Origin of the sequence: Pseudomonas sp. RW409 (genome assembly GCF_003184125.1) — a bacterium.
Lineage (GTDB): Bacteria > Pseudomonadota > Gammaproteobacteria > Pseudomonadales > Pseudomonadaceae > Aquipseudomonas > Aquipseudomonas chlororaphis_I.
This window is the reverse complement of sequence record NZ_QHHP01000041.1, coordinates 929,342-950,629: the sequence shown is the minus strand read 5'-3', so window position 1 is coordinate 950,629 and position 21,288 is coordinate 929,342. Positions and strand designations below refer to the sequence as shown.

Here is a 21,288-nt window from a genome sequence, read left to right as displayed (position 1 = left end):
ACTGGACTTGCCTGGAACACGGCATTGCCTGATTGACGGCCGCTACGCGCCCGATCGCAGCCTCGCAGGCTCGGCAGCGGCTACAGGAGTCAACTTTCCATGCCTTCAGAACACTTCAACGCCCACTGTCCCGACTGGGCCACCGCCCTGCTCAACGGCTTCAGCCAGATCTTCCTCCAGCGCCATCCGCTGTGCGGCCTGCTGTGCATGCTGGCCATCCTCCTGAGCGCTCCGGCGCTGCTCGGCGGTGCGCTGCTGGGCGGCGTGGCCGGGCTGCTCACCGCGCAGCGCCGAGGCTATGCCAAGGCCGACCGGCAAGCCGGGCTATTCAGCTACAACGGGGTCCTGCTCGGCCTGCTCCTGAGCCTGCGCTTCGACTGGTCGGTGCTGCTGCCACCGCTGATCATCGCCTGCGGCGGCCTCAGTGCGATCCTCACCCAGCAATGGCTCAAACGCGCCCGCGATCAATATTGTCTACCGGCCTACACCGCGCCCTTCGTCGGCCTCGGCTGGTTGCTGCTGGGCCTGGCCGCACCGCTGCCCGCCAGCGTCGACGCGCCCTGGGTCGAGCCCGATGCGCTGGCGCTGTTGCAGGCACTGATCCAGGGGCTCGGCCAGGTGATGTTCCTCGAACATCCGCTGGCCGGGGTGCTGATTGCCCTGGGGTTGCTGCTGGCTGATCGCCGGGCGGCCGCCTGGGCGCTGTTCGGCTCGGCGGCGGGCCTGGGCTTCGCCCTGCTGCAACAGGAACCTACCGGCGCCCTGCTGGGCCTTGGCGGCTACAACAGCGCCCTGGTGGCCCTGGCCCTGAGCCAGGACCGCCGCCGGTCCTGGCTGGCGCTGCCGGGTATGCTCCTGGCGCTGCTGCTCACCCCGGGCTTCGCCGCGCTGGGCCTGCCCGCTCTGACCGCACCCTTTATCCTCGCCTGCTGGCTGGTCCGCGCCGCGCTGCGGGTAGTGCGCCAGGCCGCCGTGGACAGCACGCCTTGCGCTACCGGGGCCAATCCCCCTAGGCTTCGCTGACCTTCCATTCAGGCGAACAGCATGGACAGCAACACGGACAACAACCGGCACTGGCGCGAGCGTCTCTACGTCATGATTTTCCAGACCGACACCGTGGCCGGTCGACGCTTCGACAGCACCCTGTTGCTGATCATCCTCGCCAGCCTGGTGATCGTGATCCTCGACAGCATCGACGAGGTGCATCAGAACTACGCCAATGTGCTGGCCTATATCGAATGGGGTTTTACCCTGATCTTCGCCATCGAGTACGGCCTGCGCCTGTACTGCTCGCCCAAGCCGCTGCGCTACGCCTTCAGTTTCTACGGGCTGGTGGACCTGCTGGCCATCGTGCCGGGGATCCTCGCCCTGTATTACAGCGACGCCCAGTACCTGCTGATCATCCGGGTGATCCGCATGCTGCGCATCTTCCGCGTGCTCAAGCTCAGCCCGTATCTCAAGCAGGCCAACTACCTGATGTCGGCGCTGCGCGGCAGCAAGCAGAAAATCATCGTGTTCCTGCTCAGCGTGTCGACCCTGGTCACGGTGTTCGGCACCCTGATGTATGTGGTCGAGGGGCCCGAGCATGGGTTCACCAGTATTCCCAAGGGCATCTACTGGGCCATCGTCACCCTGACCACCGTGGGCTTTGGCGATATCGTGCCGAAGACGCCGCTGGGCCAGGTGATTTCGTCCCTGGTGATGATCACCGGTTACTCGATCATCGCCGTGCCCACCGGGATCTTCACCGCGGAACTGGCCAATGCCCTGCGCGGCGAACAGCTCAGGCACGACTGTCCGGTGTGCAGGAAGAACGACCATGAGCACGGCGCCGCGTTCTGCTCGCGGTGTGGCAATGCGTTGTTCCCGAAAGTGGTCCAGGGAAACTGAATAAGCAAAGCACTTTTTAATCTTTAAAGAGATATACCGCCCCGGCTATAGTCGGCGGCAAATTGCCTTCACTCTCGAATACTTCACTCTCAACAAAAAGGAATGTGCAGTGAAAAAACTCGTTAGCGCCTCTCTCCTGGCCGCCGGCCTGGCACTGGGCAGCGTCGCCCAGGCCGCCCCGACCCTGCTCAACGTTTCCTACGACGTGATGCGAGACTTCTACAAGGACTACAACACGGCCTTCCAGAAGCACTGGCAGGCCGAGCACAACGAGAACATCACCCTGCAGATGTCCTTCGGCGGTTCCAGCAAACAGGCGCGCTCGGTGATCGACGGCCTGCCGGCCGACGTCATCACCATGAACATGGCCACCGACATCAACGCCCTGGCGGACAACGGCAAGCTGGTGCCGGACAACTGGGTGACCCGCCTGCCGAACAACAGCGCGCCTTTCACCTCGGCCACCGTGTTCATCGTGCGCAAGGGCAACCCCAAGGCCCTGAAAGACTGGCCGGACCTGCTCAAGGATGGCGTGCAGGTAATCGTGCCGAACCCGAAGACCTCGGGTAACGGCCGCTACACCTACCTGTCGGCCTGGGGTTATGTGCTGAAGAACGGCGGCGACGAGAACAAGGCCAAGGACTTCGTCGGCAAGCTGTTCAAGCAGGCGCCGGTGCTCGACACCGGCGGCCGCGCCGCCACCACCACGTTCATGACCAACCAGATCGGCGACGTGCTGGTGACCTTCGAGAACGAAGCGGAAATGATCGCCCGCGAATTCGGCCGCGATCAGTTCGAAGTCATCTACCCGAGCGTCTCCGCCGAAGCCGAGCCGCCGGTATCGGTGGTCGACAAGGTGGTCGACAAGAAAGGCTCGCGCGCCGCGGCCGAGGAATACCTGAAGTACCTGTGGTCGCCGCAAGGCCAGGAAATCGCCGCCAACAACTACCTGCGCCCACGGGACCCGAAAGTCCTGGCCAAGTACACCGATCGTTTCCCGAAAGTCGATTTCCTGTCGGTGGAAAAAACCTTCGGCGACTGGCGCACCGTGCAGAAGACCCACTTCAACGATGGCGGGGTCTTCGACCAGATCTACGGCGGGAAATAACTACCCGGCCATAAAAAAGCGACCTTCGGGTTAATGCCCATCAATTGAAAATAAGGAAATTGTAGGAGCGAGGCTTGCCCGCGATGGACTTGAGAGCACTGCGTTTACCCAGTAAATGCGCGCTATCGTTAACGACCATCGCGAGCAAGTTTCGCTCCTACAGAGAATCACCTTCGCTTGACTGACTGGTATTAACGCTCGGGTCGCCTGGGATCTAAAGCCCGGCGGCAGCTTCGAACAACACTGCCTTCCCCGCCTGCTGCAGCTCCGGCAACATCGCCTCCGCCTCGATCTCGATCAGCCACTCGGGCAAGGACAGGCCGCTGACGATGATCCATGAAGACGCTGGCGGCTGCTGGGGGAAACGCTGCAGCAGCACCTGGCTGATCTGCTCCTGCTGCTCGCGGGCCGCTTCGGCGATGTAGATCCGCAGCATGACCACGTGGCTCAGGTCGCCGCCCGCCGCCGCCAGCACCCGGGCGATATTGTCGAAGCTCTGCTCGGTCTGCTCGCGCAGCCCCGGGCCGACGCAGACCTCGCGCTCATCGACAGCCACCTGGCCGGACAGCAGCAGGCGCCGCCCACCGCGTACCTCCACCGCCTGGCTGAAACCGTACTGCAGGGAATTGAAGACACTGGGCGGATTGAAGACTGACTTGTGCATGGGAACTCCGCTGCGATAGACGACCGCAAACCCTAAACCAAGCCCCTGCCCAAGGCCATCCGAAACCAGGCCGTTGAAACACCCGGCAACGTAACAGCCTGCCAGCTACATCGGCGGCGTCACCCCATCCTTGCCGGCGGAGATCGACTGCGCGGTGAGTGTGCCGTCCGCGCTCTGGGACACGAACATCACCACCTTGACCCCGGCCTTGAGCAGGCTGCGGTCACCCGGCACCAGATTGACGATGGGCACGTCGTCCGGCACCAGGATCGTCTGCTGGCCGCCCTTGTAGTTGACGGTCAGGGTCCGGCCGTTGCTCACCACCAGGTCGCCGACGCTGCCATTGGTCATGCTGCTGCCCTTGACCAGGTCGAAGGGCCGATGACCGTCGCCGGTGCCGGCCATCTGCGGCGGGAACACATGGACCTCCAGCGCCTTGAGGCTGCCATCGGCCTGCGGCACGGCGGCCGAACCTATGTAGCTGCCGGGCTTGATGTCCTCGATGTTGGCCAGGGTCACGGCGCGGACCTGGGTCTGCGGCGTGAGGTTGATGGTGACGTTCTCGCCGCTGTTGACGTGGACCCGCACCGCGTCGCCGGCGATGCTGGTGATTTCCCCGCGCACGCCGATGCGCATGCCCGGCGCGTCCTGGGCCTGGGCCGGGCCGGCCAGCAGCAGTGCACCGAGGGTGATCGCTTGAGCGCCGCCGAGCAGGCGGCGAAGACACAGATTCATGGGACGGACTTCCTGTGATGAAAGGTGGTACAGACGTCGAAACGAAAGCACTCCAGCGTCCGCGGGACAATGAGCGAGCTATGGAACTGAATGTAAGTAAATGTATCATCGCAACGCGAGACCGGTCGTCTGCCGCTCTGCGCCGGTCTCGCCAGGCATTTATTCCTGCACGGCATGAATGCTATCGCTCGTCAGCTTCTACCGCGTCACGGGCCAGCCCCTTAGCCTCGCCCGCATCCCTTTCGCTGCAACGAGAATCGCCATGACTGCCACGACCCAGCGGCTGCCTGCCGCCACCACGACCATGACCCGCGGCATGGTGCTGCTGTTCGCCTTCTGCTGCGGCGCCATAGTCGCCAACATCTACTACGCCCAGCCGATCATCGAGCTGATCGCCCCAGATATCGGCCTGAGCAGCACCATGGCCAGCCTGATCGTGTCGCTGACCCAGATCGGCTACGCCCTGGGCCTGTTCTTCCTGGTGCCCCTGGGCGACCTGCTGGAAAACCGCCGGCTGATGATCCTCACCAGCCTGGTGGCCATCGCCAGCCTGCTGGGCGCCGCGTTCACCGAGCAGCCCAATGCCTTTCTGCTGGTCTCGCTGCTGATCGGCTTCAGCTCGGTGTCGGTGCAGATCCTGATTCCCCTGGCCGCGCACCTGACACCGGAGGAATCCCGTGGCCGGGTGGTCGGCGGCATCATGGGCGGCCTGCTGCTGGGCATCCTGCTGGCGCGTCCGGTGTCCAGCGTGGTGGCCGACCTGTTCGGCTGGCGCGCGATGTTCATTGCCGCCGCGGTGCTGATGGCCGCCATCAGTGTGGTCCTGCTGCTGACCGTGCCCAAGCGCCAGCCCGCCCACAGCGCCACCTACGGCCAGCTGCTGGGTTCGCTGGGCAGCCTGCTGCGCCAGCAACCGGTGCTGCGCCAGCGAGCGTTTTACCAGGCCTGCATGTTCGCCACCTTCAGCCTGTTCTGGACCGCGGTGCCGCTGGAGCTGGCGCGCAACCATGGCCTGTCGCAAAGCCAGATCGCCCTGTTCGCCCTGGTCGGGGCTATCGGTGCCATTGCCGCGCCGATCAGCGGGCGCCTGGCGGATGCCGGCCACACCCGCGTCGCCTCGTTGCTGGCCATGCTGTTCGCCGCCCTGAGCTTCCTGCCGGCCTTTATCCACCCGGCCTACAGCGTCATCGGCCTGGCGGTGACCGGCGTGGTCCTGGATTTCTGCGTGCAGATGAACATGGTCCTTGGCCAGCGCGCGGTCTACGCACTGGATGCCCATAGCCGCGGCCGCCTCAACGCGCTGTACATGACCAGCATCTTCATCGGCGGCGCCGTCGGCTCGTCGATTGCCAGCGCGGTATACGAACACGCCGGCTGGCTGGGCATAGTCGGCGTCGGCAGCGCCTTGCCGCTACTGGCCCTGCTGCGTTTCCTGAGCACCTCGCAGAAGGCCCTGCCCGTCACGGCCTGAGTGCATCCTGATCCTCTCGGATCGCAAACCGGGGGGCCATGCTCGATCGTTCAAACACAAGGAGTCTCGATGGACCGGCTGGCAGCCATGCAAACCTTCGTTCATGTGGTGGAAAGCGGGTCTTTTTCCGCCGCCGCCCGGCTTCTGGATATCGGCCAGCCGGCCGTGTCGAAAACCATCGCCCAGCTGGAGGCGCGGCTGGCGGTACGGCTGTTGCTGCGCTCGACCCGCGGCCTGACGCCCACTGAGGCCGGCATGGCGTTTTTCGAGCGCGCCAGGCGGGCCCTCGAAGAGGCCGACGAAGCCGATCTCGCGGCGCGTGGGGCCGGTTCGGGGCTCAGCGGCACGCTGCGGATCTGCGCCGCGGTGACCTTCGCCCGCCTGCATGTCGTACCGCACCTGGGAACCTTTCTCGAGCGCCATCCCGACCTCGACATCGACGTGGTGCTGGATGACCGCAACATCAATCTGGTGGAAGCCGGCATTGACGTCGCCCTGCGCATGGGCCCCTTGAGCGACTCCGGGCTGACCGCGCGGCGGATCGGCGAATGCCGGCGCGTGGTGCTGGCCACCCCGGATTATTTCGCCCAACACGGCGAACCCGCCTGCCCCGCCGACCTGGGCCAGCACCAGGCGATCATCTACAGCCTCGGCGGCGGTGCCCACTGGCGCTTCGAACGGGGTGACGAACAGCAGTCGGTGACGGTCCGCGGGCGGATTCGCGTGAGTGCCGCGGAGGGGCTGCGCGAATCGGTGCTGGCCCACCAGGGGCTGACCCTGGCCTCGCAATGGATGTTCGCTCCCGAGCTGGCCAGCGGCGCGGTGCGCGAGGCCATGCCGGACTGGACGCTGCCCCGCCAGGAGCTATGGGCGGTGTTTCCCACCGGACGGCTGACCAGCGCCAAGGCCCGGGCCTTCGTCGAGTTTGTCCAGCAGCAACTGGCCAGCTCCGGGCCAGACGCTGCCCAAGGCTGAGCCGGGGTGCGCGCGGATTCAGATCCGCTCGCGCACCAGCACTTCGACCTTGGCCGCCTCGCCCCACTGGCGCACCCGCTCGATCAGCGCCAGATCGGTCTCGCCCACCAGGTACAGGGTCTCGATCGACTGCCTGGCCGCCCACTCGACGAAGCCGCACTGCTCGAAGGTGCTGACAGACGCCAGCTGGAACTCGTTTTCATAGAACCCCGGCGCCACCGCGACCCGGGTGTCCTGGGCGCTGACCTCGGGCAGGAACGGACAGGCCAGGTGCACCACGTCCCACTTCGCCACGCGCCAGTTGTGCAGCGCTTCGTCGAAGCGGCTACGGGCGCCGCGGACAAAACCCAGGCCGTCGATCACCATGCGCCGGTTGATGATCATCCACACCTTGCGCTTGCGCGGGGCCTTGAGCAGCACCTCGCCGGTGACCTTCGAGGCCCGCAGGGCCAGGGCGATTACCAGCAATACCGGAACGAAGTAGCGATAGACGGTCTCGGCGTTGGTGGCGCGGGTCAGCTGGTACAGCCTGGACACCTCGCCCCGGGCCTTGCGCTGGTCGCCCAGGGTTTCATCCAGCCGGCCGAGCCAGGCCAGGACGGGCGGCGCCGAATACCGGGCGCGAAGCTCATCCAGCGCCTGGACCACCGTCCCCACCGAGAGCGCCGTCAGCTGTCCCTGCGCCGTTCTCTCTAGGGCAGCAAAGCGCTGACAGAGCTCATTCACCTGCGCGGCATCGGCGGCGCTATGGACAGTCGCGGCGGCACGGCAATGATCCGGCCCCAACAGATCGTCGATCTCGGCCTTGAGGCGCCTCTGGGTCGCGGCTTCATGGGATTCGGCCAGTCGATAGTCGCTCTGGAACCATTCGGTCCTGACGTTCTGGGTCTCGCTGATCAGCGCCAGCGAGGCCAGCAGCAGCCAGCCGTAATCCACGCGCTTCCAGCCGACCTCGCCCAGGGGAAAGACCGAGATGAAGCTCCAGCAGAAGAAGTAGTAGAGAAAGATGAACAGCACCAGCAGATACACCGGCGCCAGGGAGAAGTAGATCAGTTGCGGAACTTCGACATCGGCGAAGCCATGCAGGGCGAGCAGGACAGCGACCACACAGAGCCAGAAGGCCATGGGCGCGAAATAGGGTTTGTTCAGGCTTTTCTTCATCGGGCGCTCGGATGGCGATACTCAGGAACACCCCGGGGTATCGGCCACCCAACCGGCTGCTTGAACCGGACCCGCCCGCGGTCCGCTCAGTGGTCGCGGCTTACCACAAGCCGCTTACTGGAACTGGCGCCCCAGCCCCGACGGCACGCCGTGGATATCGGTCTCTTCCCATGGCCCGTCGGGGCTGATGGAACGGCTCCAACCGTTGTTCCAGCGGTAGTAAGTGCGCTGGCGGTAGAAAGTGTTGGTCTGGTTATCCAGCACATAGACGCCCAGGCGCGGATCCCAGTGGCTGTTGCCACCCGGCGGCGGCGCGAAGCTCGCGGAAGTGCGCGGCAGCGGCTTAGCCGGCTTGATCGGCGTGGCGGGTTTGCTCGGGGTGCTGGGTGGCGCCGGCTTGGTGCTGGGCTGCGCGGGCGGAATCGGTGGCAGGGTCTCGGGCGGTGTCGGCTCCTGGACCGCACAGGCGCTCAACCCCAGGACCAGTGTTAACAGGGTGATGCGGGCAATGGCGGTCATGGCGGCTTCTCTTATTTATCCGGGCTGTCGATGGTCAATTGTTGCGGCGCGGTGGTGCTGCTGGCCAGGGGCTTGCTGCGACCGACCCACTCGCCGGCCGTCGGTTGGCCGGCGCGGGAAATGCGTGCAACCAGTTGGACTTCCGGGAAGTTCGACAGTTTCAACTGCGGCATCATCGCGTCGGCATCACCCAGCTCCACCGTCACTGGCAGGTCGGCCACGGTCAGGCGCTTGGCCGCCAGCGGCGCCGGCGGCCCGGAAGTGGCGCGGGCGAAGATGAACACGCTGTCGCCCGGCTGCACCTTGGCTTTCAGATCGGCGGCCAGGTCGACCCGCACCTTGAGCAGCGCGGCAGCCTTGGGCGCGGGCGCCTGGGCCACTTTGCCGCCGCTGGCCAGCAGCTTCTCGGTCGCCCGGTCGATACCGCCCTGCAGCGCAGCGCGCGAGTTGTCGTCCGCCGGCAGTTGCGCCAGCAGGCGGTTCCAGTAGTCGATGGCCTCTTGATAACGCTCGCCTTCGAAGGCGGCGATCCCCAGCAGGCCGAGGCTGGTGACTTCCTTCGGGTCGGCCTTCAGCGCTTCGTCGGTCAGGGCCTGAACCTTGTCCGACCATTTTTTGCCGTCGGCAAAGTACTGCGCCTGCGCCCACTGGCCGAGCAGTTCCGGCTGGCGCCCGGCCAGGGCCACAGTGCGCTCGAAGATCTTCGCCGCGTCCGCCGGGCGGTCCTGGGCCATGTAGGTACGACCGAGGAAGTACAGGCCCTCGGCGGAATCCGGCTGGGCGGCGACCGCGCGCTCGAGGCGGCGGGTCATCTCTTCCATGGATTGCGGGGCCTGGGCGAATTCACGGGTCAGCTCGACTTTGTCGCTGGCGCCGAAATGCAGATACAGACCCAGGCCCAACAGCGGCACCAGCAGCGCCGCCAGCAACGGCAGCGGCTTGCCCAGGCCAGACACCCGGGCTGGCTCCGCGCCCTCGGTATCGGCCAGCAATTCGCGCGCGGCTTCGGCGCGGCCGCTGTCCATCTGCTCGGCGCTGAGCACGCCTTCGGCCTGCTGGCCTTGCAGCTCGGCCACGCGTTCTTGATAAAGCGCCACGTTCAGCGCGGTACGATCCTCTTCACGCTGGGCGCGACGGCCGCGTAGAACCGGGATCAGCAGAAAACTCAGGGCTACCAGGAGCAGCAGGCCTGCGGCGAGCCAGAAATCAATCATTCGCGGTCTTTATCCAACAGTTGGTCGAGGCGCTGACGCTCCTCGGCGGAAAGTGTGCTCGGGCTGTCGCTGCGCTCTACGCGCCGACGCCGGACGATCACGGCGATGATCACCACGCCCCCCAGCAGCAGGCCGGCGGGGCCGAACCAGAGCAAGGCGGTCTTGCCGGTCAGGGCCGGCTTGTAGCGCACGAAGTCGCCATAGCGGTCGACCATGAAGTCGATGATCTGCTGGTTGTCCTTGCCTTCGCCGAGCATGCGGAAGATCTCCTTGCGCAAGTCCGCGGCGATCGGCGCATTGGAGTCGGCGATGTCCTGGTTCTGGCACTTGGGGCAACGCAGCTCTTTGGTCAGTTCGCGAAAGCGCTCGCGCTCGGCATCGTTGGCGAACTCGTAGGTATCGATCGCGGCGTGGGCCACACCGGCGATGCTCAGGCCCAGGACGGCCGCGGCCAGCCAGCGCTTCATGGCTTGGCCTCATCGGCCAGGGCCTGGTACTTGGCGGCCAGCTTCTCGCGCCACACCGCTTCGTCGATCACCCCGACGTATTTGTCGCGGATGATGCCCTTGGCGTCGATGAAGAAGGTTTCCGGCGCGCCGTACACCCCGAGGTTCAGGCCCAGGGTGCCCTCCTCGTCGCGGATATCCAGCTGGTAAGGGTTGTGGAACTCGGCCAGCCACTTCAGGGCGTCGGCGTTGACGTCCTTGTAGTTGACGCCATAGATGTTCACGCCCTGCTGCGCCAGTTTGTTCAGCACCGGGTGCTCGACACGGCAGGAAATGCACCAGGTGCCCCAGACGTTGACCAGCGCCGGCTTGCCCAGCAGGTCGGCGCGGGTCAGGGTCTTGTCGCCCTGCACCGACGGCAGGGAGAACTCCGGGAACGGCTTGTCGATCATCGCCGACGGCAGCTCGGCCGGGTCCAGGTACAACCCGCGGTACAGGAACACCGCCACCAGCAGGAACAGCGCCAGCGGCAACAACATTATCCAGCGTCTCATGCAGTGGCTCCTGTCATGCCCAGGGCTTCGCGCACCCGGGTCTTCACCTTGACCCGATAACGCCGGTCGAGGGCCGCCAGCAGGCCACCGAAACCGGTGAGCAGGCCGCCGAACCAGATCCAGCGCACGAAGGGTTTCACGTGCACGCGCACGGCCCAGGCGCCCTCGCCCAGCGGCTCGCCGAGGGCGACGTAGAGGTCACGGGTGAAACCGGCGTCGATCCCGGCCTCGGTCATCACCGAGTTCTGCACCGTGTAGAGACGTTTTTCCGGGTGCAGCACGGCGATTTCCTTGCCGTCGCGGACCACCCGCACCGTGCCCTTGTCGGAGGTGAAGTTGGGGCCTTCGAAATGCTTGGCGCCCTCGAAGATGAAGTGATAACCGGCCAGGTCCATGGACTCGCCCGGCTCCAGGCGCAGGTCGCGCTCGGCGCTGTTCTGGCTCGACAGCACCACGCCCAGGGCGCAGACCGCGATGCCCAGGTGCGCCAGCTGCATGCCCCAGTAACTGCGGGTCAGGCCCGGCAGGCCCTTGATCAGGCCTTTGTGGCGGGTCTTGTCGAAGATGTCGCGGACTCCGGCGAGCAATACCCAGGCCGCCAGCATGAAGGTCGCCAGCACCGCCCAGTTGAAGTCGCCATAGGCGATACCGGCCACCACCGCCAGCGCGGCGCTGCCCAGCAGCACCGGAGTCAGCATGCTCACCAGCCATTTGACCGGGGTGTCTTTCCAGCGCACCACCACGCCGATCGCCATCACCACCATCAGCAGCGCCATCAGCGGGATAAACAGCGCGTTGAAGTACGGCGGGCCGACCGACAGCTTGGCCCCGGTCAGGGCGTCCAGCACCAGCGGGTACAGGGTGCCCAGCAGGATCATCGAGGCCGCCACCACCAGCACCAGGTTGTTGCCCAGCAGCAGGGTTTCCCGCGACCACAGGTTGAAACCGACCTGGCTCTTGACCACCGGCGCGCGCAAGGCGAACAGGGTCAGCGAACCGCCGACCACGAACAGCAGGAAGATCAGGATGAACACGCCGCGCTCGGGGTCCGAGGCAAAGGCGTGGACCGAGGTCAGCACCCCGGAACGCACCAGGAAGGTTCCCAGCAGGCTCAGGGAGAACGCAGCGATGGCCAGCAACACGGTCCAGCTCTTGAACACACCACGCTTTTCGGTGACCGCCAGCGAGTGGATCAATGCGGTGCCCACCAGCCACGGCATGAAGGAGGCGTTTTCCACCGGGTCCCAGAACCACCAGCCGCCCCAGCCGAGTTCGTAGTAGGCCCACCAGGAGCCGAGGGTGATACCGATGCCGAGGAATGCCCAGGCGACTATGGTCCAGGGCCGCGACCAGCGCGCCCAGGCCGCGTCCAGGCGACCGCCGAGCAGCGCGGCGATGGCGAAGGCGAAGGCCACGGAGAAACCGACATAGCCCATGTAGAGCATCGGCGGGTGCACGATCAGGCCGATGTCCTGCAGCAGCGGGTTGAGGTCGCGGCCATCGCCGGGCACCTGCGGCAGGATCCGCGCGAAGGGGTTGGAGGTGACGATCAGGAACAGCAGGAAGCCGGTGCTGATCATGCCCATCACCGCCAGCACCCGCGCCAGCATCACTTGCGGCAACTGCCGGGAGAACACCGACACGGCGAAGGTCCAGCCACCGAGGATCAGTGCCCAGAGCAGCAACGAGCCCTCGTGGGCGCCCCACACCGCGCTGAACTTGTAGTACCAGGGCAAGGCGCTGTTGGAGTTGCTGGCGACATAGGCCACCGAGAAATCATCGACCATGAAGGCGTAGGTCAGGCAGCCGAAGGCGAAGGTCAGGAAGGCGAACTGGCCCCAGGCCGCGGGCTGCGCCAGGCCCATCCACAGGCGGTCGCCGCGCCAGGCGCCGAGCAGCGGCACCACGGCCTGGACCAGGGCAAAACACAGGGCCAGGATCATCGCCAGATGGCCGAGCTCGGGAATGAAGATTGCGGATGTCATCGGTCAGCCCTCCTTGGCCGGCGCCGGCGCCATTTGCCCACTGTCTTTCAGGGCCTTGGTCACTTCCGGCGGCATGTACTTCTCGTCGTGCTTGGCCAGCACTTCGTCGGCCACCACCACGCCGTCGGCATTGAGCTTGCCCAGGGCGACGATGCCCTGCCCTTCGCGGAACAGGTCCGGGAGGATGCCGCGGTAGGTGATGGTCACGGCCTTGTTGAAGTCGGTGACCACGAAACGCACGTCCAGCGAATCCGCCGAGCGTTGCAACGAGCCCATCTGCACCATGCCGCCGGCGCGGATCCGTGTGTCATGGGGGGCTTCGCCGTTGGCGATCTGGGTCGGGGTGTAGAACAGGTTGATGTTCTGTTGCAGGGCGCTCAGCGCCAGGCCGACGGCAACGCCCACGCCGCCCAGCACGCCGAGGATGATCAACAGACGCTTTTTACGCAGCGGATTCACTGATTGTTCTCCCGGCGCAGACGACGCGCCTCTTGTTGCAGGTAACGCTTGCGGGCCAGCAACGGCACCGCCACGTTGAGGACCAGCACCACCAGGCAGATGCCGTAGGCTGACCAGACATACAGGCCGTGATGGCCCATGGCGAGAAAGTCGGCGAAGGAAGCGAAACTCATGATGCGGCCTCCAGGCTGTTCTGCACTTCGGCCCTGACCCAGCTGGCGCGGGCTTCGCGCTTGAGCACTTCAAGGCGCATGCGCAGCAACAGCACGGCGCCGAAGAAACAATAGAAGCCCAGCACCGTCAGCAACAGCGGCAGCCACATCTCGACGGGCATCGCCGGTTTTTCGGTGAGGGTGAAGGTCGCGCCCTGGTGCAGGGTGTTCCACCACTCCACCGAGTATTTGATGATCGGGATGTTGATCACCCCGACGATGGCCAGCACCGCGCAGGCCTTGGCGGCGCTGTCGCGATTGCTGATGGCGTTGCCCAGGGCGATCAGACCGAAATACAGGAACAGCAGGATCAGCATGGAGGTCAGGCGTGCGTCCCAGACCCACCACGAGCCCCAGGTCGGCTTGCCCCAGATGGCCCCGGTGACCAGCGCCACGGCGGTCATCCAGGCACCGATGGGCGCCGCGCATTGCAGGGCGACGTCGGCCAGTTTCATCTTCCACACCAGGCCCACCACCCCGCACACCGCCAGCATCACGTAGATGGACTGGGCCAGCATGGCGGCGGGAACGTGGATGTAGATGATGCGAAAGCTGTTGCCTTGCTGATAGTCCGGCGGCGCGAAGGCCAGGCCCCAAATGACGCCGACGGTGATCAGCAGCAACGCTGCGATGCTCAACCAGGGCAACAGCCTGCTGCTGATGCCGTAAAACCACTTGGGCGAGCCGAGCTTATGAAACCAGGTCCAGTTCATACTGTTTCCATCACGGGTGCCGCGCGTTGTCACGCACGGCCAGGGTCTTTACTGATCAAAATTTGATCAGACCTCATTATTCGCCGACGCTGATCTTCAGGCCAGCTGCTATTGCAAAAGGTGTCAGGGTTACTGCCAGGGCGGTCAGGCTACCAAGCCACAGCAGATAACCGGTCGCCGGCATGCCCTGCAAGGCCGCCTGCAAGGCGCCGCTGCCGAGAATCAATACCGGGATGTACAGGGGCAGGATCAGCAGCGCCAGCAACAGGCCGCCACGCTTGAGTCCTACCGTCAACGCCGCGCCCACCGCTCCCAGCAGGCTGAGCACCGGAGTGCCCAGCAACAGGGACAGCAACAGCACCGGCAGACAGGCTGTGGGCAGACCGAGCATCAATGCCAACAGGGGCGCAAGCAATACCAGTGCCAGGCCGGAAAAGGCCCAGTGTGCCAGTACCTTGGCCAGAACCAGAAGAGGCAGGGGGTGCGACGAAAGGACCCACTGTTCCAAGGATCCGTCCTCGAAATCACTGCGAAAAAGCCCGTCCAGCGAGAGCAAAACCGATAATAAGGCCGCTACCCAGACTAGCCCTGGAGACAAGGTTTGCAACAATTGTGTCTCAGGTCCCACCGCCAATGGGAACAGTGAGACGACAATCGCGAAAAATACCAGCGGGTTGGCCAGTTCGGCGGGACGGCGGAACAGCAGCCGGGATTCGCGGGCAACCAGCAGTCCGAAAACACTCATACGGCCCAATGCCCCAGATCGATGTCGCGATAGCCGGCCGGCATGCGGCTCAGTGTGTGGTGGGTGGTGAGGATCACCATGCCGCCACGTTCGCAATGGCCGGCCAGGTGTTCTTCCAGTTGCGCCACGCCCTGCTTGTCCAGGGCGGTGAAGGGTTCGTCGAGGATCCACAGCGGCGGGCTGTCCAGGTACAACCGGGCCAGCGCCACCCGGCGCTGCTGGCCGGCGGACAGGGTGTGACAGGGCACATCCTCGAAGCCGCGCAGGCCGACCGCCGCCAGGGCCTGCCAGATCGCCTCGCGCCCGGCGGGCTGATGCAGGGCGCAGAGCCAGCTGAGGTTTTCCTCGGGGGTCAGCAAGTCCTTGATCCCGGCCGCATGGCCGATCCACAACAGGTTGCGCGCCAGCTCCGCACGCTGGGCGTTGAGCGGCTGGCCGTTGAGCAGCACCTGGCCACTGGTCGGCTGCATCAGCCCTGCCAGCAGGCGCAACAGGCTGGTCTTGCCGCTGCCGTTGGGGCCGCTGATCTGCAACATGTCGCCGCTGGCCAGACGCAGTTCGAGCTTTTCGAAGAGCAGCCGCAGGTCGCGCTCACAGGCAAGCGCTACGGCTTCTAGAAGAGGACTGGTCAAATGATCGCGGGCCTTTACGGTTCAAGTCGGCAGTGGAGCAGCCGTTAAAGAGATGCAGAATAAACGCATCGGCGGCCTGTTCCAGAGAGCTGCGTCAAACTTTTGCGATGTTTTCGCCACGCCCCCCGAAGACGGGCGGCATTATACATGCGATGCCCTACTCTCAAGAGGGCTTATTTCTCCACAGGTTGTGTCCAGATGACAGGCGAAATCACCCTTCCTCCGCTGCCACAGCTGACGCCGGGAACCGTGCGCGCGCTGCCGATCAGCGGTGAGCTGCTCAAATTGCTGCAGCCGCTGGAAGGCCTGATCGCCGCCGGCCAATCGGCCAAGGCCGAAGTGCTGTCGCTCAAGCAGGCGGACCAGACGTTCCAGCTGTTGCTCAAGCTGACCCTCGACAGCGGCCGGCAGACCACCGTCCAGGCCACCAGCAGCCAGCCGCTGCCCCTGGGCACCAGCCTGGCGGTGACCCAGCCGTCGGCCGGCAACCTGGCCATCACCGTGCAGCAGGCGATTGCCGCCAGCGTCGCCACCCTGACCCGTATCGACACCGCGCAGCTTCCAGTGGGCACCCTGCTGCAAGGCAAGGTGCTGACCACCCAGCTGCAACCCCAGGCAGCCGGACAACCGGCGGTCTACCGCTCGCTGGTGAGTCTGCTCAACACCGCCCTGAGCGGCAGCACCCTGAGCATCGACAGCCCGCAGCCCTTGCGCATCGGCAGCCTGCTGAGCGCCCTGGTGCAGGGCTCACAGAGCTTGAACTTCGTTCAGCTGAGCGGGCGCCAGGAGCAACTGGCGATCGCCCAGCAACTGGCCACCCAGCAAAGCCGCCAGGCCTCGCTGACCGGCCTGATCAATACCTTGCAGAATCTGCCGCCGTCCGACAGTACCTCCAGCGAGCTGCGTGCCGCGGTGGACAAGCTGCTCGCCGGCCTGCCCGACCTGCAGCAACTGAGCAACCCCAAGGCGCTGGCCCAGGCCCTGGGCAACAGCGGCGCCTTCCTCGAATCACGGCTGCTGGCCGGTGACAATCCGGCCCTGGCCGGCGACCTGAAAGGCAACCTGCTACGGCTGATCGCCCAGATGACGCCGGGCCTGCCGAGCAGCACCAGTTTCAACGCGATCATTGCCGCCAATACCCTGGCCCAGGTGCTGCCGAGCTTTGTCCGCAGCGCCCTGGGTACCCTCGGCCAGGTCAGCGCCAGGCCCCAGCCGGGCGGTTTCCCCCTGCCCTCGCGGCTGCTGCAAAGCCTCGAAGAGGAAGGCGACCTGGAACATCTGCTGCGCCTGGCCGCGGCCGCTGTTTCGCGCTTGCAGAGCCATCAGCTGGCGAGCCTGGAACAGAGCGGCCTGACCGATGACGGCCGGCTGCTGACCACCTGGCAACTGGAAATCCCGATGCGCACGATGCAGGACGTCGTGCCCTTGCAGGTCAAGTTCCAGCGCGAAGACCCGGCGGAAAAACCGCCCGAGGAAAAACGCCAGGAACGCGAACCGAAGCAGCAGCTGTGGCGCGTCGAACTGGCGTTCGACCTCGAACCCCTGGGCCCGCTGCAGGTGCAGGCGCAATTGCTCAAGGGCCGCCTGTCCAGCCAGCTCTGGGCCGAGCGACCGTTTACCGCGAGCCTGATCGAAAGCCATCTGGGCAGCCTGCGTGAACGGCTGCTGGCGTCCGGCCTGGATGTCGGCGACCTGGACTGCCATCTCGGCACGCCGCCGCAAGGTCCGAAAACCCGACTGGAACAACGCTGGGTCGATGAAACAGCATGAATAATCCCAACCCGCCACGCCAGGCCATCGCCCTCAAGTACGACGGCCAGCACGCCCCCACGCTGACCGCCAAGGGCGACGACGAACTGGCCGAAGCCATCCTGAAAATCGCCCGCGACTATGAAGTGCCGATCTATGAGAACGCCGAACTGGTGAAACTGCTGGCGCGCATGGAACTGGGCGACAGCATTCCCGAAGAGTTGTATCGGACCATTGCCGAAATCATCGCCTTCGCCTGGAATCTCAAAGGCAAGTTCCCGGCCGGGCATGAGCCGCAGGAAGCGGCGCTGGAGAAGAGAAGTAGTTGAAAGCTGCAAGCTGCAAGCCGCAAGCTAAAAACTTGTAGCTTGTAACTTGCAGCTAGCCTTTGTGCAACTTGCTCATCAACTCGGCCTCGGCCTGGGTCAAGCCGCAGGACTGAGTGAGTTCGTCGACGCTGGCGCCCATGCCCACCAGGCGCGCGGCCTGGGCGAAGGACAGGCTCGACGGATCGCGCTGCTCCAGCTGGGCCAGCTTGTCCGGCAACGGGCCGACCACCGCGCGCAGCTCATGCAGGTCCTCGCCCATGCGCACCGTACCGTTCTGGTAATCGTCGACGCGCTTGGCCAGATCCTTGATGCGCTGATCGCGCAGCGCATCGCCATGGGCCTGCTGGGCGGCGATCTGCCGCTGAGCGCGGATGTAGGCCAGGAACATCGCCAGCGTGCCTGCCCAAAAGAGGAACAGGACAATAACCGCAACCTCGAGAATCAATCAGATACTCTCCAGTTCCGACCACTCTTCTTCGCTCATCATCTTGTCCAGCTCAACCAGAATCAGCAGCTCGCCGTTCTTGTTGCACACGCCCTGGATGAACTTGGCCGACTCTTCGTTACCGACGTTCGGTGCGGTCTCGACTTCCGACTGACGCAGGTAAACCACTTCCGCCACGCTGTCGACCATGATCCCGACCACTTGCTTGTCGGCTTCGATAATCACGATGCGGGTGTTGTCGTTGACTTCGGTCGGCACCAGGCCGAAACGCTGGCGGGTGTCGATCACGGTCACCACGTTGCCGCGCAGGTTGATGATGCCCAGCACGTAGCTCGGGGCACCCGGCACCGGTGCGATCTCGGTGTAGCGCAGGACTTCCTGGACGCGCATCACGTTGATGCCGTAGGACTCGTTATCCAGCTTGAAGGTTACCCATTGCAGGATCGGATCTTCGGAACTCTGTGCAGACGACGACTTATTCATACCCCTGACCCCTCAAAAAACCGTTGGAAACGGTGTGTGTTCTGTGTGGCTGCACCGTCGGCGCAGCCTGTTGTTGGTCTATATCGGCTTCGGCGCCGGTTTGCTGATAGCCATGTGTTTCGCCCCGCCGCTGGCGATCAGCTCGGCCAGCTCGGAAACGTCCAGCAGCGCGCACATGTGCTCGATGACCGTACCCGCCAGCCATGGCCGCTGGCCACGGTGGCTGCGCCATTTGATTTCGTTCGGGTCCAGGCGCAACGAGCGGCTGACCTGATGCACCGCCAGCCCCCACTCGTAGCCCTGGACCGAGATCACGTATTGCAGGCCCTGGCGGAAGTCGTCGCGGTAGCGGTCGGGCATCACCCAGCGCGCGGTATCCAGCACCTTCAGGTTGCCGGCCTGGCTCGGCAGGATCCCGAGGAACCATTCCGGCTGGCCGAACAACGGCGTCAGTTCATGCCCCGCCAGAGAGTAAATCGACCCCAGGCAGACCAGCGGCACCGCCAGGGTCAACCCGGCGACATCGAACAGCAGGCACTCGAAGGGTTCCGCCGCCCAGCTCGGCCGGTCGTCACCCGCCACCGGGGGTGGCGTGCTGCTGGGTGGCCGATGCACCTCGACCACCGGCTCGACCAGGCCTTGCAGCAAGGGCGCAACGGTCGACAAGGTGGCCGGTAATGGCGCGGGCGCCTCCAGCACGGGGACGACCACGGATTCCTCGACCGGCGCTACCGGCGCGACTACAGCCGCGGCTGGCGGCGTACGCTGGACCCGGGCATCGCGAGCCTGTTCTTCGAGCACCGCGGCCTGGAACTCATCCAGGACTTCGCTCGACACCGCTACTGCTTCTACCGCTGCCTGAACCTGCGGCAGTGCTTCGGGAACCGCGAATTCTTCTTCGGTGGCGTCCTGCAGCAACGCGTCCAGGTAGGACTGCAGCGCCAGCTGCGGCCGGGACGTAACGTCGACAGGACGGTTCATGAGGATGCCCACGGATAAAACCCAGCACAGTGACCTGTAGGGTTTATCGGCCAGACCGGCAGCAGACTTGAATGCTCCGCCACGTCAGGCCACCTGCGGGACAAGTTGCTGGGCCAGCAAGTGCTTGAGCAAGGCGCGATAGGCCAGTACGCCACGGCTCTTGCCGTCGAACTGCGAAGGCGTCAGCCCGGCCCGGCTGGCATCGCGCAGGCGTGTGTCGACCGGGATGTAGCCCTGCCAGATCTCATCCGGGAACTTGTCGCGCAACACCCGCAAGGTGCCCAGGGACGCCTGGGTCCGGCGGTCGAACAGGGTCGGCACGATGCTGAACGGCAGCGCCTGTTTGCGCGAGCGGTTAATCATCGCCAAGGTATTGACCATGCGCTCCAGGCCCTTGACCGCCAGGTGCTCGGTCTGCACCGGGATCACCAGTTGCTGGCTCGCCGCCAAGGCATTGACCATCAGCACGCCGAGCAACGGCGGGCTGTCGATCACCGCATAGTCGAAATCCTGCCACAGCTGCGCCAGGCTCTTGGCGATCACCAGGCCCAGGCCGCTCTGCCCCGGCGACTGGCGTTCCAGGGTGGCGAGTGCGGTGCTCGATGGCAGCAGGGAAATACGTTCGTCGCTGGTCGACAGCAGCAACTGCCCGGGCAAGCCCTCGGGAACGCTGCCCTTGTGCAGGAACAGGTCGTAGTTACTGTGCTCCAGGCTGTCGGGGTCATAGCCGAAATAGCTGGTCATGGAGCCGTGGGGGTCGAGATCGACCACGACCACGCGCTTGCCCGCCTCGGCCAGCAACCCGGCTAAAGCGATGGAACTGGTGGTCTTACCGACGCCACCCTTTTGATTGGCAACTGCCCAGACTCTCATTCAGATTGTTCCTCCCGGCAGGCGCGGGCCGACCGAGAAATAGCACCCAGTTATAAAGCCGGTGACGGAGAATTGACGGCACTCTCGCGTCCCGGCGTCTTGACTGGCGTAGGTGCAGTTTGTGTGCCAGCCCGCTTCAATGCCGCATCCGGTGTTGCATGGGCGGTGCCGGTGCCTGTCAGGCTGCGGCGTACATCGAGATTGCGCGACACCACCAGCACCACCCGACGGTTGCGGGCACGGCCATCGGCCGTCGCGTTATTGGCTACCGGCTGGAACTCGCCGTAGCCGACCGACGCCAGGCGCTGCGGATTGACCCCCTGCATCGCCAGCATCCGCACGATGCTCGCCGAACGGGCCGACGACAGCTCCCAGTTGGTCGGGTACTGCGCAGTCTGGATCGGCTGGTTGTCGGTAAAACCCTCGACGTGAATCGGGTTGTCGAAGGGTTTGAGGATCGCCGCCACCTTGTCGATGATGTTGAACGCCAGGTCGCTGGGCATGGCATCGCCGCTGCCGAACAACAGGCTGGAGTTGAGTTCGATCTCGACCCACAGCTCATTGCCGCGCACGGTCATCTGGTTGGAGCTGATCAGGTCGCCAAAGGCTGCGCTGATATCGTCGGCGATGCTTTTCAGCGGGTCGCTGGCGCCGGCGATACCGGCATCGGTCTGCTCGCTGTCCTTGACCAGCGGCTTGGCCGGGGTCACGGTCTGGGGCCGCTCCTCACCGATGGGAATCGGCTTGAGGGCGCGGTCCGAGTCGGTGAACACACCGATCAGCGCTTCGGAAATGACCTTGTACTTGCCCTCGTTGATCGAGGAGATCGAGTACATGACCACGAAAAAGGCGAACAGCAAGGTGATGAAGTCCGCGTAGGACACCAGCCAACGTTCATGGTTGACATGTTCTTCATGCCGGCGACGACGGGACATAGTCCATTAC

At 64.9% G+C, this 21,288-nt stretch carries 25 protein-coding genes; 7 read left to right on the top strand and 18 right to left on the bottom strand.

Features of this window, described 5'->3' with window-relative positions; translation table 11 throughout:
* Positions 1-99 precede the first annotated feature (99 nt).
* The 3 genes from DK261_RS24870 (at position 100) to DK261_RS24860 (ending at position 2,998) form a co-directional block, all read left to right on the top strand.
* Positions 100-1,023 carry an urea transporter gene (locus DK261_RS24870; protein ID WP_110176698.1) on the top strand — a complete coding sequence of 308 codons (924 nt, stop codon included), beginning with the start codon at positions 100-102 and terminating at the stop codon, positions 1,021-1,023.
* 21 nt (positions 1,024-1,044) lie between these two features.
* On the top strand, positions 1,045-1,890 hold the full coding sequence (locus DK261_RS24865) for an ion transporter (RefSeq protein ID WP_009047740.1): 846 nt from the start codon (positions 1,045-1,047) through the stop codon (positions 1,888-1,890).
* 109 nt (positions 1,891-1,999) lie between these two features.
* Positions 2,000-2,998, top strand: coding sequence for a sulfate ABC transporter substrate-binding protein (locus tag DK261_RS24860; protein WP_009047739.1), 999 nt, complete (start codon positions 2,000-2,002; stop codon positions 2,996-2,998).
* Positions 2,999-3,212: 214 nt separating this feature from the next.
* Here DK261_RS24860 and DK261_RS24855 read toward each other — a convergent pair whose 3' ends face one another.
* Both DK261_RS24855 and DK261_RS24850 read right to left on the bottom strand, forming a co-directional pair.
* Positions 3,213-3,662 carry a RidA family protein gene (locus DK261_RS24855; RefSeq protein WP_041987153.1) on the bottom strand — a complete coding sequence of 150 codons (450 nt, stop codon included), beginning with the start codon at positions 3,660-3,662 and terminating at the stop codon, positions 3,213-3,215.
* Positions 3,663-3,767: 105 nt separating this feature from the next.
* Entirely contained in the window at positions 3,768-4,397 is a 630-nt protein-coding gene (locus DK261_RS24850) for a DUF5666 domain-containing protein (RefSeq protein WP_101282001.1), read from the bottom strand.
* A gap of 262 nt (positions 4,398-4,659) precedes the next feature.
* Between DK261_RS24850 and DK261_RS24845 the strand changes: the two genes are divergently transcribed.
* Positions 4,660-5,868, top strand: coding sequence for an MFS transporter (locus tag DK261_RS24845; protein WP_028681921.1), 1,209 nt, complete (start codon positions 4,660-4,662; stop codon positions 5,866-5,868).
* Between the two features lie 69 nt (positions 5,869-5,937).
* The gene (locus DK261_RS24840) at positions 5,938-6,843 is read left to right on the top strand and encodes a LysR family transcriptional regulator (protein ID WP_053268498.1); all 906 of its coding nucleotides are present in this window, start codon (positions 5,938-5,940) and stop codon (positions 6,841-6,843) included.
* Positions 6,844-6,861: 18 nt separating this feature from the next.
* Here DK261_RS24840 and DK261_RS24835 read toward each other — a convergent pair whose 3' ends face one another.
* The 11 genes from DK261_RS24835 to ccmA form a co-directional block, all read right to left on the bottom strand.
* Positions 6,862-8,004, bottom strand: coding sequence for a hypothetical protein (locus tag DK261_RS24835; RefSeq protein WP_110176696.1), 1,143 nt, complete (start codon positions 8,002-8,004; stop codon positions 6,862-6,864).
* 114 nt (positions 8,005-8,118) lie between these two features.
* Positions 8,119-8,523 (bottom strand): hypothetical protein, encoded by a 405-nt coding sequence (locus DK261_RS24830; protein ID WP_110176694.1) that lies wholly within the window; start codon positions 8,521-8,523, stop codon positions 8,119-8,121.
* Positions 8,524-8,534: 11 nt separating this feature from the next.
* On the bottom strand, positions 8,535-9,737 hold the full coding sequence (ccmI, locus tag DK261_RS24825) for a c-type cytochrome biogenesis protein CcmI (RefSeq protein WP_103331182.1): 1,203 nt from the start codon (positions 9,735-9,737) through the stop codon (positions 8,535-8,537).
* Positions 9,734-10,204 carry a cytochrome c-type biogenesis protein gene (locus tag DK261_RS24820; protein WP_009047731.1) on the bottom strand — a complete coding sequence of 157 codons (471 nt, stop codon included), beginning with the start codon at positions 10,202-10,204 and terminating at the stop codon, positions 9,734-9,736. Before DK261_RS24820 ends, ccmI begins: the two co-directional genes overlap by 4 nt.
* The gene (locus DK261_RS24815; protein ID WP_038581077.1) at positions 10,201-10,737 is read right to left on the bottom strand and encodes a DsbE family thiol:disulfide interchange protein; all 537 of its coding nucleotides are present in this window, start codon (positions 10,735-10,737) and stop codon (positions 10,201-10,203) included. Before DK261_RS24815 ends, DK261_RS24820 begins: the two co-directional genes overlap by 4 nt.
* Positions 10,734-12,722 carry a heme lyase CcmF/NrfE family subunit gene (locus DK261_RS24810; RefSeq protein WP_009047729.1) on the bottom strand — a complete coding sequence of 663 codons (1,989 nt, stop codon included), beginning with the start codon at positions 12,720-12,722 and terminating at the stop codon, positions 10,734-10,736. Before DK261_RS24810 ends, DK261_RS24815 begins: the two co-directional genes overlap by 4 nt.
* Before the next feature lie 3 nt (positions 12,723-12,725).
* Positions 12,726-13,181: a cytochrome c maturation protein CcmE gene (gene ccmE, locus DK261_RS24805; RefSeq protein ID WP_009047728.1), complete on the bottom strand. Its 456-nt coding sequence runs from the start codon at positions 13,179-13,181 to the stop codon at positions 12,726-12,728.
* Positions 13,178-13,354, bottom strand: coding sequence for a heme exporter protein CcmD (ccmD, locus tag DK261_RS24800; protein ID WP_009047727.1), 177 nt, complete (start codon positions 13,352-13,354; stop codon positions 13,178-13,180). The genes ccmE and ccmD overlap by 4 nt, the downstream gene beginning before the upstream one ends.
* Positions 13,351-14,106, bottom strand: a complete 756-nt coding sequence (locus DK261_RS24795) for a heme ABC transporter permease (RefSeq protein ID WP_009047726.1) — start codon at positions 14,104-14,106, stop codon at positions 13,351-13,353. The genes ccmD and DK261_RS24795 overlap by 4 nt, the downstream gene beginning before the upstream one ends.
* Before the next feature lie 76 nt (positions 14,107-14,182).
* A complete protein-coding gene (ccmB, locus tag DK261_RS24790) occupies positions 14,183-14,851 on the bottom strand; it encodes a heme exporter protein CcmB (RefSeq protein WP_009047725.1) in 669 nt (222 codons plus the stop codon).
* A complete protein-coding gene (ccmA, locus tag DK261_RS24785; RefSeq protein WP_009047724.1) occupies positions 14,848-15,483 on the bottom strand; it encodes a cytochrome c biogenesis heme-transporting ATPase CcmA in 636 nt (211 codons plus the stop codon). Before ccmA ends, ccmB begins: the two co-directional genes overlap by 4 nt.
* A 198-nt stretch (positions 15,484-15,681) precedes the next feature.
* On the opposite strand from ccmA, the gene DK261_RS24780 reads away from it, so the two are divergent.
* On the top strand, positions 15,682-17,253 hold the full coding sequence (locus DK261_RS24780; protein WP_110176692.1) for a flagellar hook-length control protein FliK: 1,572 nt from the start codon (positions 15,682-15,684) through the stop codon (positions 17,251-17,253).
* Positions 17,250-17,561, top strand: a complete 312-nt coding sequence (locus DK261_RS24775) for an EscU/YscU/HrcU family type III secretion system export apparatus switch protein (protein WP_041987145.1) — start codon at positions 17,250-17,252, stop codon at positions 17,559-17,561. The genes DK261_RS24780 and DK261_RS24775 overlap by 4 nt, the downstream gene beginning before the upstream one ends.
* 52 nt (positions 17,562-17,613) lie before the next feature.
* Here the strand turns inward: DK261_RS24775 and DK261_RS24770 are convergent, their stop codons facing one another.
* The 5 genes from DK261_RS24770 to motD all read right to left on the bottom strand — a co-directional run bounded on the left by DK261_RS24770 (position 17,614) and on the right by motD (position 21,278).
* Entirely contained in the window at positions 17,614-18,006 is a 393-nt protein-coding gene (locus tag DK261_RS24770; protein WP_016702241.1) for a DUF2802 domain-containing protein, read from the bottom strand.
* Positions 18,007-18,489, bottom strand: a complete 483-nt coding sequence (locus DK261_RS24765) for a chemotaxis protein CheW (protein WP_007922496.1) — start codon at positions 18,487-18,489, stop codon at positions 18,007-18,009.
* A 78-nt stretch (positions 18,490-18,567) separates the two neighbouring features.
* Complete coding sequence (locus tag DK261_RS24760) at positions 18,568-19,470, bottom strand: CheW domain-containing protein (RefSeq protein WP_110176690.1); 903 nt, start codon at positions 19,468-19,470, stop codon at positions 18,568-18,570.
* 84 nt (positions 19,471-19,554) lie between these two features.
* Positions 19,555-20,343, bottom strand: coding sequence for a ParA family protein (locus tag DK261_RS24755; protein ID WP_007922498.1), 789 nt, complete (start codon positions 20,341-20,343; stop codon positions 19,555-19,557).
* Positions 20,344-20,393: 50 nt separating this feature from the next.
* Complete coding sequence (motD, locus tag DK261_RS24750) at positions 20,394-21,278, bottom strand: flagellar motor protein MotD (RefSeq protein ID WP_009047719.1); 885 nt, start codon at positions 21,276-21,278, stop codon at positions 20,394-20,396.
* Positions 21,279-21,288 lie beyond the last annotated feature (10 nt).

Coding starts and splice junctions, on each gene's coding strand:
- DK261_RS24815 (WP_038581077.1), bottom strand. CDS start 10,737: ATGAGACGCTGGATAATGTTGTTGCCGCTGGCGCTGTTCCTGCTGGTG.
- DK261_RS24755 (WP_007922498.1), bottom strand. CDS start 20,343: ATGAGAGTCTGGGCAGTTGCCAATCAAAAGGGTGGCGTCGGTAAGACC.
- DK261_RS24865 (WP_009047740.1), top strand. CDS start 1,045: ATGGACAGCAACACGGACAACAACCGGCACTGGCGCGAGCGTCTCTAC.
- DK261_RS24760 (WP_110176690.1), bottom strand. CDS start 19,470: ATGAACCGTCCTGTCGACGTTACGTCCCGGCCGCAGCTGGCGCTGCAG.
- DK261_RS24830 (WP_110176694.1), bottom strand. CDS start 8,523: ATGACCGCCATTGCCCGCATCACCCTGTTAACACTGGTCCTGGGGTTG.
- motD (WP_009047719.1), bottom strand. CDS start 21,278: ATGTCCCGTCGTCGCCGGCATGAAGAACATGTCAACCATGAACGTTGG.
- DK261_RS24835 (WP_110176696.1), bottom strand. CDS start 8,004: ATGAAGAAAAGCCTGAACAAACCCTATTTCGCGCCCATGGCCTTCTGG.
- DK261_RS24820 (WP_009047731.1), bottom strand. CDS start 10,204: ATGAAGCGCTGGCTGGCCGCGGCCGTCCTGGGCCTGAGCATCGCCGGT.
- DK261_RS24870 (WP_110176698.1), top strand. CDS start 100: ATGCCTTCAGAACACTTCAACGCCCACTGTCCCGACTGGGCCACCGCC.
- DK261_RS24795 (WP_009047726.1), bottom strand. CDS start 14,106: ATGAACTGGACCTGGTTTCATAAGCTCGGCTCGCCCAAGTGGTTTTAC.
- DK261_RS24850 (WP_101282001.1), bottom strand. CDS start 4,397: ATGAATCTGTGTCTTCGCCGCCTGCTCGGCGGCGCTCAAGCGATCACC.
- DK261_RS24845 (WP_028681921.1), top strand. CDS start 4,660: ATGACTGCCACGACCCAGCGGCTGCCTGCCGCCACCACGACCATGACC.
- DK261_RS24840 (WP_053268498.1), top strand. CDS start 5,938: ATGGACCGGCTGGCAGCCATGCAAACCTTCGTTCATGTGGTGGAAAGC.
- ccmI (WP_103331182.1), bottom strand. CDS start 9,737: ATGATTGATTTCTGGCTCGCCGCAGGCCTGCTGCTCCTGGTAGCCCTG.
- ccmD (WP_009047727.1), bottom strand. CDS start 13,354: ATGAGTTTCGCTTCCTTCGCCGACTTTCTCGCCATGGGCCATCACGGC.
- DK261_RS24810 (WP_009047729.1), bottom strand. CDS start 12,722: ATGACATCCGCAATCTTCATTCCCGAGCTCGGCCATCTGGCGATGATC.
- DK261_RS24775 (WP_041987145.1), top strand. CDS start 17,250: ATGAATAATCCCAACCCGCCACGCCAGGCCATCGCCCTCAAGTACGAC.
- DK261_RS24765 (WP_007922496.1), bottom strand. CDS start 18,489: ATGAATAAGTCGTCGTCTGCACAGAGTTCCGAAGATCCGATCCTGCAA.
- ccmB (WP_009047725.1), bottom strand. CDS start 14,851: ATGAGTGTTTTCGGACTGCTGGTTGCCCGCGAATCCCGGCTGCTGTTC.
- DK261_RS24855 (WP_041987153.1), bottom strand. CDS start 3,662: ATGCACAAGTCAGTCTTCAATCCGCCCAGTGTCTTCAATTCCCTGCAG.
- DK261_RS24780 (WP_110176692.1), top strand. CDS start 15,682: ATGACAGGCGAAATCACCCTTCCTCCGCTGCCACAGCTGACGCCGGGA.